The sequence below is a fragment of the Paenibacillus sp. NPDC058898 genome (assembly GCF_049316025.1).
In the GTDB taxonomy this organism is placed as follows: domain Bacteria; phylum Bacillota; class Bacilli; order Paenibacillales; family Paenibacillaceae; genus Paenibacillus_AQ.
The window spans coordinates 329898-346222 of sequence record NZ_JBMOSM010000004.1 but is presented as its reverse complement, the minus strand read 5'-3'; the positions used below and the strand labels follow the sequence as shown (position 1 = coordinate 346222).

At 47.3% G+C, this 16325-nt stretch carries 19 protein-coding genes and 3 tRNA genes; 3 read left to right on the top strand and 19 right to left on the bottom strand.

Annotation, left to right across the window (positions count from 1 at the left end; genetic code table 11):
• The first annotated feature begins 141 nt into the window (after positions 1–141).
• The 3 genes from ACOZB4_RS13555 to ACOZB4_RS13545 all read left to right on the top strand — a co-directional run bounded on the left by ACOZB4_RS13555 (position 142) and on the right by ACOZB4_RS13545 (position 3197).
• Positions 142–906 carry a polysaccharide deacetylase family protein gene (locus ACOZB4_RS13555; RefSeq protein WP_379406517.1) on the top strand — a complete coding sequence of 255 codons (765 nt, stop codon included), beginning with the start codon at positions 142–144 and terminating at the stop codon, positions 904–906.
• A gap of 366 nt (positions 907–1272) precedes the next feature.
• The gene (locus ACOZB4_RS13550) at positions 1273–1872 is read left to right on the top strand and encodes a TetR/AcrR family transcriptional regulator (protein ID WP_339271969.1); all 600 of its coding nucleotides are present in this window, start codon (positions 1273–1275) and stop codon (positions 1870–1872) included.
• 119 nt (positions 1873–1991) lie between these two features.
• A complete protein-coding gene (locus tag ACOZB4_RS13545; RefSeq protein ID WP_379406518.1) occupies positions 1992–3197 on the top strand; it encodes an MFS transporter in 1206 nt (401 codons plus the stop codon).
• Between the two features lie 95 nt (positions 3198–3292).
• Here the strand turns inward: ACOZB4_RS13545 and ACOZB4_RS13540 are convergent, their stop codons facing one another.
• The 19 genes from ACOZB4_RS13540 to ACOZB4_RS13450 form a co-directional block, all read right to left on the bottom strand.
• A complete protein-coding gene (locus tag ACOZB4_RS13540) occupies positions 3293–3481 on the bottom strand; it encodes a hypothetical protein (RefSeq protein WP_076321296.1) in 189 nt (62 codons plus the stop codon).
• A 239-nt stretch (positions 3482–3720) separates the two neighbouring features.
• Positions 3721–4431, bottom strand: a complete 711-nt coding sequence (locus ACOZB4_RS13535; RefSeq protein WP_339271967.1) for a DUF421 domain-containing protein — start codon at positions 4429–4431, stop codon at positions 3721–3723.
• A gap of 194 nt (positions 4432–4625) precedes the next feature.
• Positions 4626–4805 carry a hypothetical protein gene (locus tag ACOZB4_RS13530; protein WP_379406519.1) on the bottom strand — a complete coding sequence of 60 codons (180 nt, stop codon included), beginning with the start codon at positions 4803–4805 and terminating at the stop codon, positions 4626–4628.
• 475 nt (positions 4806–5280) lie between these two features.
• A tRNA-Ile gene (locus ACOZB4_RS13525) sits at positions 5281–5351 on the bottom strand.
• A gap of 139 nt (positions 5352–5490) precedes the next feature.
• On the bottom strand, positions 5491–5697 hold the full coding sequence (locus tag ACOZB4_RS13520; RefSeq protein WP_379406520.1) for a hypothetical protein: 207 nt from the start codon (positions 5695–5697) through the stop codon (positions 5491–5493).
• 104 nt (positions 5698–5801) lie between these two features.
• The gene (locus ACOZB4_RS13515; RefSeq protein WP_379406521.1) at positions 5802–5963 is read right to left on the bottom strand and encodes a hypothetical protein; all 162 of its coding nucleotides are present in this window, start codon (positions 5961–5963) and stop codon (positions 5802–5804) included.
• A gap of 383 nt (positions 5964–6346) precedes the next feature.
• The gene (locus ACOZB4_RS13510; protein WP_379406522.1) at positions 6347–6934 is read right to left on the bottom strand and encodes a hypothetical protein; all 588 of its coding nucleotides are present in this window, start codon (positions 6932–6934) and stop codon (positions 6347–6349) included.
• A gap of 559 nt (positions 6935–7493) precedes the next feature.
• Positions 7494–7604, bottom strand: coding sequence for a YjcZ family sporulation protein (locus tag ACOZB4_RS13505; RefSeq protein WP_372238779.1), 111 nt, complete (start codon positions 7602–7604; stop codon positions 7494–7496).
• A 349-nt stretch (positions 7605–7953) separates the two neighbouring features.
• A tRNA-Ile gene (locus tag ACOZB4_RS13500) sits at positions 7954–8027 on the bottom strand.
• A gap of 55 nt (positions 8028–8082) precedes the next feature.
• Positions 8083–8159: transfer RNA gene (locus tag ACOZB4_RS13495), tRNA-Met, on the bottom strand.
• A gap of 82 nt (positions 8160–8241) precedes the next feature.
• Positions 8242–8406, bottom strand: coding sequence for a hypothetical protein (locus ACOZB4_RS13490; protein ID WP_164817394.1), 165 nt, complete (start codon positions 8404–8406; stop codon positions 8242–8244).
• 38 nt (positions 8407–8444) lie between these two features.
• Complete coding sequence (locus ACOZB4_RS13485) at positions 8445–8609, bottom strand: DUF4176 domain-containing protein (protein ID WP_379406523.1); 165 nt, start codon at positions 8607–8609, stop codon at positions 8445–8447.
• A 2-nt stretch (positions 8610–8611) separates the two neighbouring features.
• The gene (locus tag ACOZB4_RS13480) at positions 8612–8746 is read right to left on the bottom strand and encodes a hypothetical protein (RefSeq protein ID WP_379406524.1); all 135 of its coding nucleotides are present in this window, start codon (positions 8744–8746) and stop codon (positions 8612–8614) included.
• Positions 8739–9545: a hypothetical protein gene (locus ACOZB4_RS13475; RefSeq protein WP_379406525.1), complete on the bottom strand. Its 807-nt coding sequence runs from the start codon at positions 9543–9545 to the stop codon at positions 8739–8741. Before ACOZB4_RS13475 ends, ACOZB4_RS13480 begins: the two co-directional genes overlap by 8 nt.
• A gap of 217 nt (positions 9546–9762) precedes the next feature.
• The gene (locus ACOZB4_RS13470) at positions 9763–10347 is read right to left on the bottom strand and encodes a TetR/AcrR family transcriptional regulator (RefSeq protein ID WP_379406526.1); all 585 of its coding nucleotides are present in this window, start codon (positions 10345–10347) and stop codon (positions 9763–9765) included.
• A gap of 207 nt (positions 10348–10554) precedes the next feature.
• Complete coding sequence (gene pyrE, locus ACOZB4_RS13465; RefSeq protein ID WP_339271962.1) at positions 10555–11196, bottom strand: orotate phosphoribosyltransferase; 642 nt, start codon at positions 11194–11196, stop codon at positions 10555–10557.
• The gene (pyrF, locus tag ACOZB4_RS13460; protein WP_379406586.1) at positions 11193–11909 is read right to left on the bottom strand and encodes an orotidine-5'-phosphate decarboxylase; all 717 of its coding nucleotides are present in this window, start codon (positions 11907–11909) and stop codon (positions 11193–11195) included. Before pyrF ends, pyrE begins: the two co-directional genes overlap by 4 nt.
• A gap of 40 nt (positions 11910–11949) precedes the next feature.
• Positions 11950–15156 carry a carbamoyl-phosphate synthase large subunit gene (carB, locus tag ACOZB4_RS13455; RefSeq protein ID WP_379406527.1) on the bottom strand — a complete coding sequence of 1069 codons (3207 nt, stop codon included), beginning with the start codon at positions 15154–15156 and terminating at the stop codon, positions 11950–11952.
• A 1-nt stretch (position 15157) separates the two neighbouring features.
• Positions 15158–16294 (bottom strand): carbamoyl phosphate synthase small subunit, encoded by a 1137-nt coding sequence (locus ACOZB4_RS13450; protein ID WP_213645330.1) that lies wholly within the window; start codon positions 16292–16294, stop codon positions 15158–15160.
• Between the last annotated feature and the right edge of the window lie 31 nt (positions 16295–16325).

Here is a 16325-nt window from a genome sequence, read left to right as displayed (position 1 = left end):
CTTGAACCACCGCTTTAATTCATCGATTCAAAGGCTTCCGTATGCCATAAAGAATAATTTTACCGTTATCGCCAAATGATAAATAGGCTTGCATTGTCATATGCGAAGACTAGAACAGCCGAGAAAAGGATACCCCTCACCATGAAAAAACTCTCAACCGTCGTATTAATCGCTCTCTCCATTTCCCTTTGCTATCCGAAAGTTGTTAACGCCGAGCATGCACCATCCGCTTCCAAAGGCAGGGATTATTATGAGGAACGCGGCGAGATTGTATGGGAAGTCCCAACACAAAACAAAGTAATTGCCCTTACCTTTGACGATGGTCCGGACGAAAAGAATACCATTCAAATTCTGGATCTGCTAAAGCAATATGACGCTAAAGCTACCTTCTTCGTTGTTGGCAACCGGGTGGAGAAACACCCTGAGATCGTAGCGCGAGAGCTGCAGGAAGGACATGAGATCGGCAATCACTCATACTCCCATCCTCCCTTTCACAATATTAACGTCAGCAAGTTAACGAGCGAACTGAACCGTACGCAGGATGCGATTTTTCATGCAACCGGCATTCGAACCGTTCTGTTTCGTCCACCCGGAGGCAGTTATAATGATGCGATTGTCCGCACAAGCAAGGACTTCGGTATGCTGACCGTATTATGGTCATGGCACCAGGATACGCTGGACTGGCGAAAGCCCGGCGTTAATCGGATTGCCAAAAAAGTGCTGGATAATGCCCATAATGGAGACATTGTACTAATGCACGATTTTGTGCCGGGTAGTACACAGACAGTTGAAGCCCTCAAAGTGATTCTGCCGGAGCTGCAAAAGAGAGGCTACGAATTTGTGACCGTTTCGGGGCTGCTGTCCTATCATGAGAAATCGCGTAAGTTCATTGAAGTAAACCATTAAAGGGAATGAATCAACTTCTACAATAACCGCTACCTACTCATGGTAACGGTTATTTTTGGGAAACCGATTGGATCCGATAACACAGAGTTCAATTTCGGATCCCCCTCGAGTGGAAATATCTTGCTAGAGCGCCGGCTGAGCAATATGGAGCTCCTCCTCTGCGGAATGACAATATTCGTACCCAGGTTACGGAGCAGGCCGCTACTTCCTTTACGCTCAAGGGCGATATCCTGGAATTAAAAACGCACCCAGTGGAGGTCTCCAGCAAGAGGTCTTGAATAAATTAATTGTATTTGGTAAGATACAGAACGAACGTTCAGTATATAAATTTTGAAAAGCTCGCAAAGGGTATAAGGGGGTGCATGCGTGAATAAAAAACAACAACAAACGGAAGATACCAAGCGACGCATAGCCGAAGCCGCCAAGGCGCTTTTTATGCAGAAGGGTTACAAATCCACGTCCATTGAGGAAATCGTTGAAGCCACCGGGAGCAGCAAAGGGAATATCTATTATCATTTCAAGAGCAAGGAAGGGCTGTTTCTGTATCTGATCGAGGAATGGGACCTCGAGTGGGAACAGAAATGGAACAGTAAAGAGCAGCATTACACCACCACCGTTGACAAGCTATACGGAATAGCGGATCAATTGGTGTTTGATGATCTGAACCACCCCTTCTCCAAGGCGCTTGATGAATTTATGAACAGCAATGGAGATGTTACCGAGGAAGTAGAGCAGCGAATCGTCCAGATTATTCGGAGCCATTTGGAATTCGATCAAAGATTGCTGCAGCAAGGGATTGATCGCGGGGAGTTTGAGAATCATAATGTGGAGCAGCTATCCGTCATCTTTGAGAGCCTCATTGTTGGTTTAAGCCAGATGTCCCGCATAACGAAGGTGGAAAATGCACTTTCCCTTTATCATGCCGCCATCAAAGTATTTCTGCATGGTATTGAAAAGAAATCATGAAAAACAAGACTCTTTTTTCATGCTCTATTACAAACCGAACGTTCAGTATATAAATAATCGAATTACCATCATTTTCATTATGTCATTATTATATCGTCTTTTATTTTGGAGGAATCATCATGTCATTACTGATGCGAAACAATGGAGCCATCCTGCTCCTCATGTTCAATATATTTCTAGTCTTCACCGGCATCGGGCTCGTCATACCTATTATGCCAACCTATATGACGGAACTGCATATCAGCGGAAGCACGGTAGGCATGCTCGTTGCCGCTTTTTCATTAACACAGCTGTTATTCTCGCCACTTGCGGGTAGATTGTCGGATACCATGGGTCGTAAAAAAATCATCATCTCCGGCATGATTGTGTTCGCTATATCGGAATGGTTGTTCGGAGCTGCCAGCACACCGCCGCTCCTGTTTGCATCGAGAATGCTCGGCGGTATTGGCGCTGCGCTCATTATGCCTGCTGTTATGGCCTACACGGCTGACGTGACTTCGAATGAGGAACGTGCCAGGGGCATGGGGTTCATTAATGCTGCGATTACGACAGGTTTCATCATCGGACCGGGTATCGGAGGGTTTATCGCCGAGTTTGGCATTCGCGTTCCTTTCTACGCTGCGGCTGTTGCGGGAGGAATTGCCGCACTGGTAACGCTGCTGCTGCTTCCGGAATCATCCACCAAACAGGAAGCACCTACCGTGCTGGGACGGAAGAAGGAGAGCATGGTTGTCCAACTGGTACGTTCTTTCAAAGAACCTTATTTCTTAAGTTTGATCATTGTATTTGTGCTCTCTTTCGGCCTTGCCAATTATGAAACGGTGTTCGGCCTGTTTGTGGATCATAAATTTGGGTTCACCCCTAAAGATATTGCCATGATCATCACATTTGGATCGATTGCGGGTGCCGTCGTCCAAGCGACGATTTTCGGTTGGATCCTGAACCGGTTCGGTGAGAAAAGAGTCATTACGCTCAGCTTGCTTACCGCAGGAATCTGTATCCTGTTAACCCTGTTTGTGCATAAATACTGGCTGATATTCCTTGTTACCTTCCTGGTCTTTCTGTCGATCGACATCTTACGTCCCGCTATCGGTACGCAAATGTCCAAGCTGGCGAAGGATCAGCAAGGCTACGTGGCCGGTCTGAACTCGGCCTATACCAGCCTGGGGAATATTGCAGGACCGCTGGTAGCAGGGTATCTGTTTGATTTGGACATCAACTTTCCCTACATCTCCGCGTCCATCGTCCTCATCCTCTGCTTCTTCCTGGCCATGCGTGCTGGCAGAGCCTGGGCCGCAACAGAGGCTGTCATGAGTGAACGGTAACGAAGGATAACTTCGTTCCTCAACGTTTATAGCCAATCATTAAACAAGACACCGCCGGAAGCTTCTGGGGGTGTCTTGTTTTTGGTTATGTATTTTTAATATGCCACCAGGACGATCATCGCCAATAAAGCCACAAGCGCAAACAAGAGAGCCCATCCCAATTCGAACCGTCTTTTTTCTTTATATGCCTTAAAGGCTTTCCGTGACTCAAATACGAATACGACCATCAAGAAGGCAAGCAACACAGGCAATCCCCACGACTGATTTAACACCCACTCTGACACCTTAATCCCCCATCCTATATCTAAAATGAGCTGCATCCAAGCAGCAGCAGCTGTATAAATAAGCGTATCCCCCAATGATTCTATTAAAATGTACCGTATGTCGCCCCCGATTACAAATCTCGCTTAAAATATATATCGAAAAAGACTCCACCGGCATTTGGTGGAGTCTTACGTTAAAGTGAACCGCGGGGAGTTTTTCGCTTCGGTTATGTTTGTTTCGCTGATCATGCCGCTCAGCTTCACTCTACGTCAATTGGATGTTGTATCTTATCCTTATAAAAATCGAGATACAATTGACCGTCCGTTCCCTTAACTGCATAAAAAACATCTTCAATATTTTTGTTCCGGTCTTTTAATTTATCATGAACCCAATCGGGGGAGAGATCATTTACCTTTAGATTCTTCTCTAAAAGTTGTCCATCCATGATAAGCTCAATCGGAAACTGTTGATTCCCTTTCATTCCCTTTTTCATATCTTTTAAAGTTACATTCTGGTATTCCTTTTTCTTCATCACAGATATCATTCCATTGATCTCTAATACGCCGTACTCAACTTCCGAGATATCAAAAATATCTTTTTGTCGTAACATCTGATTTACTGTATCTAATGTTAATTTATTTTTCTTTAGATTCTCTTCAAGAATCTTCCCACCCTCTATAAGTATACTCGGTGTCCCTTCAGCCCACATACGGAATTTACGGTTCTTCACAACGAGCTTTGATAAAAGATAGGATGTAAATGTAAAAACAGCAAGCGAGATGAGTAGTTGTATTACCTGCAATTTTTCATTGAAAGCAAAATTCGCAGCAATTGCACCCAAAATAACGGCGGTAACAAACTCATGAAAATTCATATTAGATAACGTTTGTTTTCCCAAGAATCGCGTAATAATCAACAAAAGCACAAATGCAGATATACTACGAAGTAGAATTATCATATGTTCATCCATGTGAGCCCATACACCCCATTTTCATCGTATAACATATATATGGGCAATTTTCACAAAAATAAACCGATAAGGTCATAATAAAATTATACTTACTTGCATGTTTAAATTCGTCTGTTAAAATCTCAAATACCATGTCCCTATAGTACCTGTATGGCATCCCGGCTCTATTACGGTATTTTTCCACTACCCTTAATTCACCCATTAAAGCTTTCTCTACTCCCTCTATAAATGAATTCAGTCGTCGGAGCCACTGAAACTAAATAATCATAAAACAACTCGTCTTCTCGCTCGCCTGAAACGGCTTGTTCAATTAATGCAAGTGCCTCATCTAACGATTTATAAGAAGTTGCTCTATGGACAAAAAATAACCCCACCAGCCTAAGCAGTAGGGTTCTTCTGCGTGTTTCCACTCATAGTGGAGTTAAGTAAGTGCATTGTGGAGACATCGATCATTGAACAAGATAACCTCCTCAGGTTAATCAACACGGTTAATAAAAATACAGTCTGTTCCGCTGCTTGGAGTATAATTATTTTTAATGAGGGGTGACTGCTAATGAAAAAAGCAATCGTTCGATGGGTTATTGTTCTGTTAGCTTTGTACATCATTGGGCATATACTATTTGATTTTGGCGAAACACGGTTGATGAGAATCATTACGGGTTCGATTGGCCCTGCGCTATTTGTAAGCATACTAATTTACAAGAATATGAGAAACGAGGACGAAAAATAGTCGTTTTTTAAAATTTAAAAAAGAACCCTACATTTAAATTTTCACCATAATATTTTTACTCAACGGAACAGCCCTATGAACAGCAAAAGACCCTTGCATCGCAAGGGTTTTCGATAAAGTGGGCCCTGAGGGACTCAAACCCTCGACCAGTCGGTTATGAGCCGACCGCTCTAACCAACTGAGCTAAGGAAAACGTTTTTGCGGGGTACAGCCAGTTTAGTTACTTCATTATATATAGGTTTAGAACTGCAAATGTTTTCGTGTGTTTTTATGTTTCGTCAGCAATTGCGTTAGACCACTAGCCGTCAAAGTTTATAGTTTTATAATTCCTATACGAGAGGTGATTGAATCAATGTCGTAAAATTGAATTGGTGTACGTGACCATCGTTTAATGTAGTGTGCCGATCTGCTCCTTCTTCAGCCAGCTTGGTACTACCTTCAAATTCATGTACATGTCTCTGTACCTTTACGCGTCTCTTCACCTGTTTTGTAGATGTTATTCTAACCTTCTTTATTGCTGGCCGTTTCATCTGCATTCGTTGTGTGCCTCCTTAAATTTAAACGACTTACAACATCCTATTTAGACATACATGGTTATGTGCAAGGCCATTATTAGGACTACTCTAATAGTTTTTATAGTTCATCCTTCTGGCAATTCGATATCTATTTCAACCAGCTTCTTAAGATCATCCACTGTCTTATTCTCGATCCGGCCGTCCTGAAAATCCTTTACCCTTTTGGCTATTCCGGCTTTGAAGAGCTCGTGCAGCATTAGCAAATTCTTACTCTCAAGTGTTCCCATTGTCGTTCCTCTCGGCGTTCAGTTATGATGGAGTGCGAGATAACGGATGTCAGCTAAATTGCTGCGCTCGGCGGGCCGCTATCTCAGCCGGGGGATACCCTGGACTAAGGGGAGGACGTGTCAGCGTCCTCCTTTTAATATGTCTTGGCATAAGAAAAACCGCCCAATCATTAGGCGGTTTGTTCTAAACTATAGTGTCCCATTTGCTCAGTCAGCTTAGTACGTCGATGAGGAGCACATCATTTAAAAAAACTCGGTCATCAAAAAAGTCGTCTACTCCTCAACATACCGGTTGCGGCGAATTAAAGTCGAACATGGCGATGATTACGACATCGGCAACGTTATAGCGTTCGCAACCGATTGAACTTAGAGCTACTACCGGACTAATTTTCTAGTCCAATTTCGATACGTGCAAGGACACCTGCTGGATTATCTCCGCTTCTGTTTGCATTTGACGGGAAGTTAAAAGCGGCGATCACAATATCATTTGTACCTCTCCGAAGGAAACGCCTAATATTAAACGATCTTCCCGGATTAAAGAATGAAACATTGTCCTGCGGATTGTCGATAACTACCGGCCGTCCATTTATTAAAACGATGGCAAAGTTATCAACGGACAGGAATAAGCTAGCTCTCTCAATATCGTCTCTAATCGTAAATCTTCTGGCGACCACAGCAGCAGGACCGTTAGGGTCATTTCTTCCCCAAACGTACGATTCACCAGATTGCGGCGCTACCCATGCCGGATTTCGCTCGATTTCAAGTGCGTTTACCCAGTTTCGATTCGTACTTATTCTCCTAGTTCTTTGACTAATAACAACCGGATTTTGTGCATTCAATGATCTTTGTGCGGCAATCATCGTTCTCATTGCCTTTGCAACGCTACTCGCCCGGATTCCGTTAAGTCTTCTAGGCGCTTGTAGTTGTTTGGCCGTACTATTTGCCTTTCCTAGTACTGTTCTTTTGTGCATTTTATGCTTCCTCCTTTTTTATCAACGAATCTTAACATATATATGAGTCCATGGATTTAATGGATCTGGACAAATGATTAGTCAAATCGCTCAATTTCCTCAAATGAAAATAGCCCCCCGTAAAAACGGAGAGCTGTCTCACATTTTGCTTGGTGACCATAGAATCAAACCAGCTACATAGAGTTCTTGCCGATCATCCAGGTCAACAACTGACACCTCCAGCTCTGATAGCCCAGCTCATGAACCATGATCTTATACCGTTGATGCCCTGTTGGTTTCTATATATGGATGCACGACAAATAAGGGGCACACGCCAACGCTGTGCCCCTTCTCTACTATTTTCTGCCCTTGTCACGATATCATGTTCGCAGACAAATAAACATGCCTTACAGCACTGATCTCCTCGTTGTTTGATGTTCAGTTTATGTACAATGAACTTAATCAAAAACGGGGACGGAAAGTGGCCGTCCCCGTTTACCGAATTGGGGATACCGCATGGGTGCAGTATCGTAATTGGTGAATTAAATTAATTCAATGAATGCTTCATTCAGGTGCTTAGTTAAATCCAAAAAGTTCCCAAGATAATAACCAAGAGAATAAATAAAACCAGAACAGTACCTACTGGATTCCCGTATCCGCCATAACAAGATTTTTCGTAACTCACCGATATTTACCTCCTTGCTTTGTGGAATGGTACAGTTTATGTACATAGACGGACTTAGTCTGGACATTTCGGCAATCATGATCAGAATGTGCTAATGTACCATAAATAGGACTGGGAGGGGTTCTTTACATCGCGGTCTACTTGAAGAACGGACGTATTAGCCATACTCTCAGTGCCTTCAGCTATCTGAAAGTCGCAGTTGAACGCCTTGGAATGACCACAGCAATGTTCAATGAACGATACTGTCGATCAATAGCTGCCGTTAGCAAATGCGTTTTTCACCATAGTTTTTCACTCAACTAAACAGCCCTATAAACAGCAAAAAACCCTTGCATCGCAAGGGTTTTCGATAAAGTGGGCCCTGAGGGACTCGAACCCCCGACCAGTCGGTTATGAGCCGACCGCTCTAACCAACTGAGCTAAGGGCCCTGAACATACATGTACACATAAACATAAGGACGTCATACATACATCGTTTAAAAATTGGTTGCGGGGGCAGGATTTGAACCTGCGGCCTTCGGGTTATGAGCCCGACGAGCTACCGAACTGCTCCACCCCGCGTCAATGCTGTATCAAACAGCGACAAGAATAAATATACACCATTTCCCTATAATAAGTCAAGTGCTGTTTTAATGGAATTTTCTCAAGGCATAAACCGCACGCCATAGCGACCCTTTTTGGAACGGTAAACCTCCACCATCCGCGGATCATGGTACCCGAACAGCCAGCCATCCTGCTCCAAACGTTTAGCGAAGCAGCCCGCCTGAAATTTGCTTGTATACAGCTTTCCGTAATATACCCAGTTCATCCTATGCGACTCCTTACCCGAATGATAATGTAATGCTGTCATATTATATCCAAACTTCCACAAAAAAACCGAAATCCAACAAACTTCTTTTGCGGCTGCTCAAGCGCCAGAATTTGCTTGCGACCGTAGATCACCAGCTTCTTCTTGCCTTCTTTCAAAATGACAATCGATCCGTTTGGCAGCTGCTGTTGTTGTTGCGTCATAATTATCCTCTCCTTTTCTTGCTCCTCCTGTGCGGTGCCGCAGGCATACGGCCCCGGTTCATTTTGTTCAGAAACGCGGCGTTCCGCTGCTCCTTCGGCAATCCCAGTACGGGATAATGAGCTTTCAGCTTATCCATATTGTTCTGGATGAAACTTAATGCGCTCAATCACCGCGCCAAGCTCCCGTATGATTTCCGTTACCGTGGCGCCCCAAATTTGATCCTGTTCGCCTTCATTGCGAATCAGCCAATTGGAATGCTGTCCTCTCAACAGTTCGATTCCCTGTATTCGGCAGTTCAGATCCGGACAATAGTACGCTGTAAAGGTAGCGTATCTCTCCGGATGGATGACACAATCGGCCAAGGCGGAGACAACCGATTCCGGGTAGCCTTGGGCAAGCAAGTACTTGCGAGGCTCCTGCTCCCCTTGCTCGTCACTCATCCATTGCTGAAACCAGCCTTTAGGCATTGCCAATGGAGCTGTATCACGGTTCTTCCGGTCCTCCAGCTGCAGATGATTGATGATTTTAAGCCAAGCTTCCGAAGGGGTTCCCAGCGCTTCCAGCACATAGACTCTCTCACCGTCAGGCTCGCTTTCAATATCGGCCTTTACCACCAGACTTGAACTGTAATAAATGAAACACTCCTTCGGCTCCTTGTCGGAACCGGACACCCTCATATGTATCGTTAACAGGGTCCGGCTGCATACTTCTATGTATTCCAGCAGTTCCTGCACAAGAACTGGCTCGCTGTCACCCGTATCAATCAAGTCTTTCTCCTGCAGCTCCTGCTCAATCTTGGCCACTTCTATGGGCATCTCCTCGGTCAACGTTCCACGAAAAGGGTCCTCTAACCCAATAACAGCCCGCGCACCGACAATGCCAGTTAGTACAAAGAATTGTTTGCCGGTCAGTTGGATCCTTGACGGAATTTCCAAAGATCTCTCCTCCTTACGGTCAGCCCCGCCTATTTTGTGTTAAAATCTGAAGTTATCATTACTATTATAGGTGAGACATCTCCTTGCCCTCTACCAAGTCGTGGCCCTAAATTTATAGGAACATATACTCAAATCAGCCGATTTTCAAACTGCTCAACAGTAAAATTTCATAAAAAAACATTCCCGGGTCGAAATCACCTCTGGAATGTTCTTGTACTCATGTTAGATTAGACGGATCTTCCTGCTGGATAATACCGTGATAAAGAATCGTCATCAGCTGTTCACTGATCACGTTCAGGCTCCCCAGACCATGGTACCATTCGTTCCGGGCTGTAAATTCCTTGATAAAAGTAAGGAACGCAACCAATACCTGGGGAGAGATGTCTTTCCGTATCTGTCCAAGCTGCTGGCCTTTAAAGATCAGCATTTCAAATTCCGGAACAACGAATTTCTGGTTGAATTGGAGCAGCTTGTCCATCTGCTCCGGGAATTTGGCCAGATCCGCCACAAATTTCTGCGAGACAAACGCCGAAAATTTGTGCTGATCCTTGTAGAAGACGGTTAACGCCTCAAGCGGATCTTTTGCCTGGTCCATCATATCGCGGTAAATCGCCATGAGCTCGTCAACCATCCGGTCCACGACATGATCCAGTAAGCCCTCTTTGCTCTGATAGTAGTTATAAATCGTCATCTTGGAAACGGGGACCGCTTCGGCAACCTGCTCCATACTCGTCTGTAAAATCCCCTGCTCCAAAAACAACCGCTTCCCGGCTTCAAGCACTGCTTCTTTCTTAGCATTCATCTGTTAGACTATATCCCTTCTATATCAGCATAAGGACACCGATGGCTGGCTACCAGCCGCGTACAGTCCTAATGTAACGATCCAGCCTGCCGCTGTCAACCCGGCACCCACCATGGATTGTCTTCGCCACATTACAATAAAAAAAGCCGTCGCTCTGCGATAACTCACAAAGACGACAGCCTGATGATCTTAGCTGGTATAAGTTGTTTACACGCCAAAGGAAGTTGGATTCGATCTCCAGGATTGAAGAAGCTCCACATCCTGTTCCTGAATCCGATTCTCGGATAGCGCAACATCAATCAGCGCTCCGTAATTGGACAAGCTCTGCAGCGGAATACCGGCTTCAGCGAAAGCTTGTACCGCTTTATCCAGCTGGTAGCTGAATATAGCCAATACCACCAGCGGCTCTGCCCCTGCATCCTTGACCGCTTGCGCCGCTTTGAGCGAGCTGCCGCCCGTGGAGATCAAATCCTCGATCACAACCACCTTCTGACCTGGCTTGATCAAGCCTTCGATTAGGTTTTCCTTGCCATGACCCTTTGCTTTGTCCCGAATATAGGACATGGGCAGGTTCATCTTCTGGGATACAAAGGCTGCATGCGGAATACCGGCTGTGGCCGTACCGGCAATGGCCTCGGCCTCCGGATATTGCTCCCGGATGACGGCTGCGAACGATTCAGCAATGTAGTCGCGAATCTCGGGATAGGACATCGTCAAGCGATTGTCACAGTAGATCGGGGACTTAATTCCCGACGTCCACGTAAACGGCTGGTGAGGTCTAAGAGAAACGGCCTCAATCTTCAGCAAATAAGATGCGATCTGATGTGGAATATTCGCGAGTGTACTCATGCTTGAATCATCTCCTCAATAATCTGTTTTGCAGCTTGTCTCGGGCTCGGGGATTCCGTAATGGGACGGCCGACAACCAGATAATGACTGCCCTTGCGGATGGCTTCTCCTGGTGTAAGGACCCGAGTCTGGTCTCCGATATCCGCACCGGCTGGACGGATACCCGGTATAACGGTCTTAAACGCTTGGCCGCATGCGGACCGAATGGCCTCCACTTCAAGCGATGAAGCGACGACGCCATGCAGTCCCGCTTGCTGAGCCAGCTTCGCATATCGTACGACCGCATCCTCTACCAAACCCGGGATGCCGATTTCGTTATTCATGACATTCTGACTCGTACTAGTCAACTGGGTTACCGCAATGATCGTAGGCATGGCAAGACCCGGGGTGTCCGCCACTGCGGCCTCCGCCCCGGCTTTTGCCGCCTGCATCATGAGAGCGCCGCCGCTGGCATGAACATTAAACATGTCCACACCCAGCCGCGTTACGCTGTTCGACCCACCTTTTACCGTGTTCGGAATATCATGCATCTTCACATCCAGGAACACGGAATAACCTTTTTCTTTTAATTCTTTAACAAAATCGGGACCGGCAGCGTAGAACAGCTGCATACCGACCTTCATATAACACGGGATACCCTCCAACTGCTGCACTAATGCTTTCGCGCGCTCGGCATCGGGGTAATCCAGGGCCACCATCAGGCGGCCCGCCATTTCATTGTAGCTGGCGTTCACCTATATCCCTCCTTCTCGATTAAACCGGCATCGCTTCAGAGGAGAAGTTGATGGTCTCCAGCATCGTCAGCAGCTCACGAACCGTATCGAGCGAGGTCATACATACCACACCGTTTTCTACCGCTTCACGGCGAATTCGGAATCCGTCACGCTGCGGCGTTTTACCCTTGGTCAATGTGTTGAAGACGAAATTCGCTTCGCCTGTGCGGATCATATCCAAAATGTTCGGTGTTCCCTCGGACAGCTTATTAATGGTGGTCACGTTAAGCCCCCCCTCTTTCAATGCTGCAGCCGTGCCGCCTGTGGCGATGATTTTATAACCAAGCTTATGGAAGCCTTTCAGCAGTGCTGTAGCTTCAGCTTTATCTTTATCTGCGATGGTAGCGATGATCGCACCCGTTGAAGGAATTTTCATGCCTGCACCGATCAGACCTTTGTACAGCGCTTTGGCATACTTCACGTCACGGCCCATAACCTCACCGGTGGATTTCATTTCCGGTCCAAGTGTAGGCTCAACGCGGCGAAGTTTAGCAAAGGAGAAGACCGGTACTTTAACCGATACATGCTCGCTTTCCGGCCACATGCCTTCCTCGTATCCAAGATCCTTCAACTTGCTGCCCATGATCGCCTGTGTTGCCAGGTTCGCCATCGGGATGCCTGTTACCTTGCTCAGGAACGGAACCGTCCGGGAAGAACGTGGATTCACCTCGATCACGTACACTTCATTTTTATAGATAACGAACTGGATGTTAACAAGTCCGCGTGTATTCAGCTCTTTGGCAATTTTGATCGTAATTTCGGCAATCTTGTCTTTCAGCCCTTGGGACAAGTACTGCGGAGGATATACCGCAATCGAGTCACCGGAGTGAACGCCCGCGCGCTCTACATGTTCCATGATGCCTGGAATCAGCACCGTATCGCCATCGCAGATCGCGTCTACTTCCACTTCTTTACCCATCATGTAACGGTCGATCAGAACCGGATGGTCCGGGTTAATCTTAACCGCCTCTTTCATGTAACTCAGCAGCTCGCTGTCGGAGTATACAATCTCCATCGCGCGTCCACCGAGTACATAAGATGGTCTTACCAGAACAGGATAACCCAGTGATTGCGCAGTTTCTACAGCATCATCAACTGAAATTACAGTTTTGCCTTTCGGTTGGGCAATCTCGAGTCTGGACAGAAGCGCTTCGAATTTTTTACGGTCCTCAGCTTCGTCAATGCTTTCCAAGCTGGTACCGAGAATCTTCACGCCCGCTTTGCTGAGCGGCTCAGCTAGGTTAATTGCTGTCTGCCCGCCAAACTGTACGATGACACCGATCGGTTTCTCCTGCTCGATGACGTTCATGACATCTTCGAGGAAGAGCGGTTCGAAGTAGAGTCGGTCCGACGTATTAAAGTCAGTGGAGACGGTCTCCGGGTTGTTATTAATGATAACCGCTTCGTATCCCGCCTTCTGGATCGCCCATACAGCGTGCACTGTGGAGTAGTCGAACTCGATCCCTTGACCAATCCGGATCGGTCCGGAGCCCAGCACGATGACCTTCTCCTTGGCGGATTCGATGACTTCATTCTCCGTTTCGTACGTCGAGTAGTAATACGGCGTCGTTGCTTCAAACTCCGCTGCGCAAGTATCCACCATTTTGTAAACCGGGCGCAATCCATGCTCGCGACGCAGGAATCCGATCGACTCCTCAGTTGTATGCGTGCTGGCATTGCCTTCTGCGCGAAGTTCGGCTATCGCACGATCCGTAAAGCCGAGTCGCTTCGCTTCGTACAGCGTTTCGTAAGTCAGTGACGCTTCGCTGCGAATGTGATCTTCGTATTGGATCAGGCGCTCGATCTTGTCCAGGAACCACCAGTCAATCTTTGTCAGGTCCTGAATCTGCTGGAGTCCATACCCCCGGCGGAACGCTTCTGCAATCAGGAACATCCGCTCATCGTCGGCTTTGATCAGACGCTGCTGAAGCACTTCATCGCTCAGCTCATTAGCGCCCTTCAAGTAAAGGCGGTGCACGCCGATCTCCAGAGAACGAACTGCTTTATGGATCGACTCTTCGAAGGTGCGGCCAATCGCCATCACTTCGCCGGTTGCCTTCATCTGAGTTCCCAACTTCCGGTTTGCGTGGATGAACTTGTCGAATGGCCAGCGTGGAATTTTGCTGACGATATAGTCCAGTGTAGGCTCAAAGCAAGCATAAGTCTGTCCCGTTACCGGGTTGACGATCTCGTCCAGGGTGTAACCCATCGCAATTTTTGCTGCCATCTTCGCGATCGGGTAGCCCGTTGCCTTGGAAGCAAGGGCAGAAGAGCGGCTGACCCGAGGGTTTACCTCGATGACATAATATTGATAGCTGTTTGGATCCAGCGCGAATTGCACGTTACAACCGCCCTCAATGTTCAGGGCGCGGATGATTTTCAGCGATGCGGATCTGAGCATTTGATACTCGCGATCGGACAGAGTCTGGCTTGGTGCCACGACGATGCTGTCGCCAGTATGAACGCCGACCGGATCAAAGTTCTCCATGTTACATACCACAATGCAGTTGTCGTTCGCGTCGCGCATAACCTCATACTCGACTTCTTTCATACCTGCGATGCTCTTCTCGACCAAACATTGCGTGATCGGGCTGTAACGAAGTCCGGAGCTGACCGTTTCACGCAGTTCCTCTTCGGTTGCGCAGATACCGCCGCCGGTGCCGCCCAAAGTGTATGCCGGGCGCACGATCAGCGGATATCCAATCTCATTTGCGAAGTCAAGCGCCTCTTCCAGAGTCGTTACAATCGTGCTTTCCGGTACGGGCTGGTCGAGTTCACGCATCAGCTCACGGAACAAGTCACGGTCTTCCGCTTTCTCGATGGACTCCAGCTGCGTTCCGAGCAGCTTCACATTCTCCTGCTCCAAAATACCTGCGCGTGCAAGCTCAACGGCCATATTCAGGCCCGTTTGCCCTCCAAGCGTCGGGAGCAATCCATCCGGACGCTCTTGACGGATGATCTGTGTAACAAATTCGAGCGTAATTGGCTCGATATATACTTTATCCGCCATGTTCGTGTCCGTCATGATTGTCGCCGGGTTGCTGTTAATCAGCACAACCTCGATACCTTCTTCTTTCAATGCTTGGCAGGCTTGGGTTCCAGCGTAGTCAAATTCCGCTGCTTGCCCGATGACAATCGGACCGGAGCCGATGACGAGAATTTTTTTCAATGTATCATTTTTAGGCATATTAATGAGCTCCTTTCACGGCTGCGGCCAGAACCGCTTGGCGCGGTTTCCGGATTTCATTCTGTTTATGGTCTCTTATCATCTCAAGAAATTGATCGAACAGATAGCTGCTGTCTTGCGGACCAGGTGCAGCTTCAGGATGATATTGCACGGAGAAGGCCGGGAATTTCGAGTGCTTCAAGCCTTCAATCGTTTTATCGTTATTGTTGATATGTGTAACTTCCAGATCCGTCCCTTTGACGGAATCTTCATTTACCGTATAGCCATGATTCTGGGAAGTGATGTAACAGCGTCCGCTGGCAAGCTCTTTTACCGGGTGGTTCCCGCCGCGGTGGCCGAATTTCAGCTTCTCGGTATCAGCGCCCGCAGCCAGTGCAAACAATTGGTGGCCAAGGCAGATGCCGAAGATCGGATATTCGCCAAGGAGTTCTTTGACCATATCGACCGCATACGGAACGTCTTTCGGGTCCCCAGGGCCGTTGGACAACTGAATGCCGTCCGGGTGAAGTCTGCGGATTTCATCGGCCGTCGTGTCATGCGGAACGACCATCACGTCGCAGCCGCGGGAAGTCAGTTCGCGCAGAATTCCGCTTTTTGCACCGAAGTCCACCAGAACGATCCGCTCCTTGGAGCCTGGGCTTGTAAACATTTGCGGCGTTGAGGTTTTTGCCACCTGGTTGCGGAGTTCGGCGATCGTCGTATCACCGAGCATCTCCTTAAGCTCTTCCACTGGCTTGTTGGAAGTGGTCAGAATCCCCTTCATCGTACCGTAGTGACGAATGATCCGGGTCAACATCCGGGTATCAATCTCGCTGATCCCTGGAATACCGTATTCCTTCAATAAGCTGTCAACGCTATATTCTGCACGCCAATTGCTAGGAACAGGCTCATGACGACGAACAACGAATCCGTGGACGAACGGCCGAATGGATTCAAAGTCATCCCGCGTGATGCCGTAGTTTCCAATCAAAGGATACGTCATGGTCACGATCTGTCCACAGTAAGACGGGTCGCTCAGCACCTCTTGATATCCTGTAATCCCTGTATTGAAAACAACCTCTCCGGTCATTTCAGCATCCGCGCCAAAGGATTTTCCGCTGAACAGCGTTCCGTCCTCCAGTAACAATCTTGCCTGCATCCCGATCACTCCTGTCATCTATGTGTAATTT

Excerpts from the sequence above, each read along its gene's own strand:
- ACOZB4_RS13555 (WP_379406517.1), top strand. The coding sequence starts at position 142 with ATGAAAAAACTCTCAACCGTCGTATTAATCGCTCTCTCCATTTCCCTT.
- carB (WP_379406527.1), bottom strand. The coding sequence starts at position 15,156 with ATGCCTAAAAATGATACATTGAAAAAAATTCTCGTCATCGGCTCCGGT.
- ACOZB4_RS13510 (WP_379406522.1), bottom strand. The coding sequence starts at position 6,934 with ATGCACAAAAGAACAGTACTAGGAAAGGCAAATAGTACGGCCAAACAA.
- ACOZB4_RS13485 (WP_379406523.1), bottom strand. The coding sequence starts at position 8,609 with ATGACGCAACAACAACAGCAGCTGCCAAACGGATCGATTGTCATTTTG.
- ACOZB4_RS13480 (WP_379406524.1), bottom strand. The coding sequence starts at position 8,746 with ATGGATAAGCTGAAAGCTCATTATCCCGTACTGGGATTGCCGAAGGAG.
- pyrF (WP_379406586.1), bottom strand. The coding sequence starts at position 11,909 with ATGGCGGGCCGCCTGATGGTGGCCCTGGATTACCCCGATGCCGAGCGC.
- ACOZB4_RS13545 (WP_379406518.1), top strand. The coding sequence starts at position 1,992 with ATGTCATTACTGATGCGAAACAATGGAGCCATCCTGCTCCTCATGTTC.
- ACOZB4_RS13450 (WP_213645330.1), bottom strand. The coding sequence starts at position 16,294 with ATGCAGGCAAGATTGTTACTGGAGGACGGAACGCTGTTCAGCGGAAAA.
- ACOZB4_RS13490 (WP_164817394.1), bottom strand. The coding sequence starts at position 8,406 with ATGAACTGGGTATATTACGGAAAGCTGTATACAAGCAAATTTCAGGCG.
- ACOZB4_RS13515 (WP_379406521.1), bottom strand. The coding sequence starts at position 5,963 with ATGGGAACACTTGAGAGTAAGAATTTGCTAATGCTGCACGAGCTCTTC.
- ACOZB4_RS13470 (WP_379406526.1), bottom strand. The coding sequence starts at position 10,347 with ATGAATGCTAAGAAAGAAGCAGTGCTTGAAGCCGGGAAGCGGTTGTTT.
- ACOZB4_RS13520 (WP_379406520.1), bottom strand. The coding sequence starts at position 5,697 with ATGCAGATGAAACGGCCAGCAATAAAGAAGGTTAGAATAACATCTACA.
- ACOZB4_RS13535 (WP_339271967.1), bottom strand. The coding sequence starts at position 4,431 with ATGGATGAACATATGATAATTCTACTTCGTAGTATATCTGCATTTGTG.
- pyrE (WP_339271962.1), bottom strand. The coding sequence starts at position 11,196 with ATGAGTACACTCGCGAATATTCCACATCAGATCGCATCTTATTTGCTG.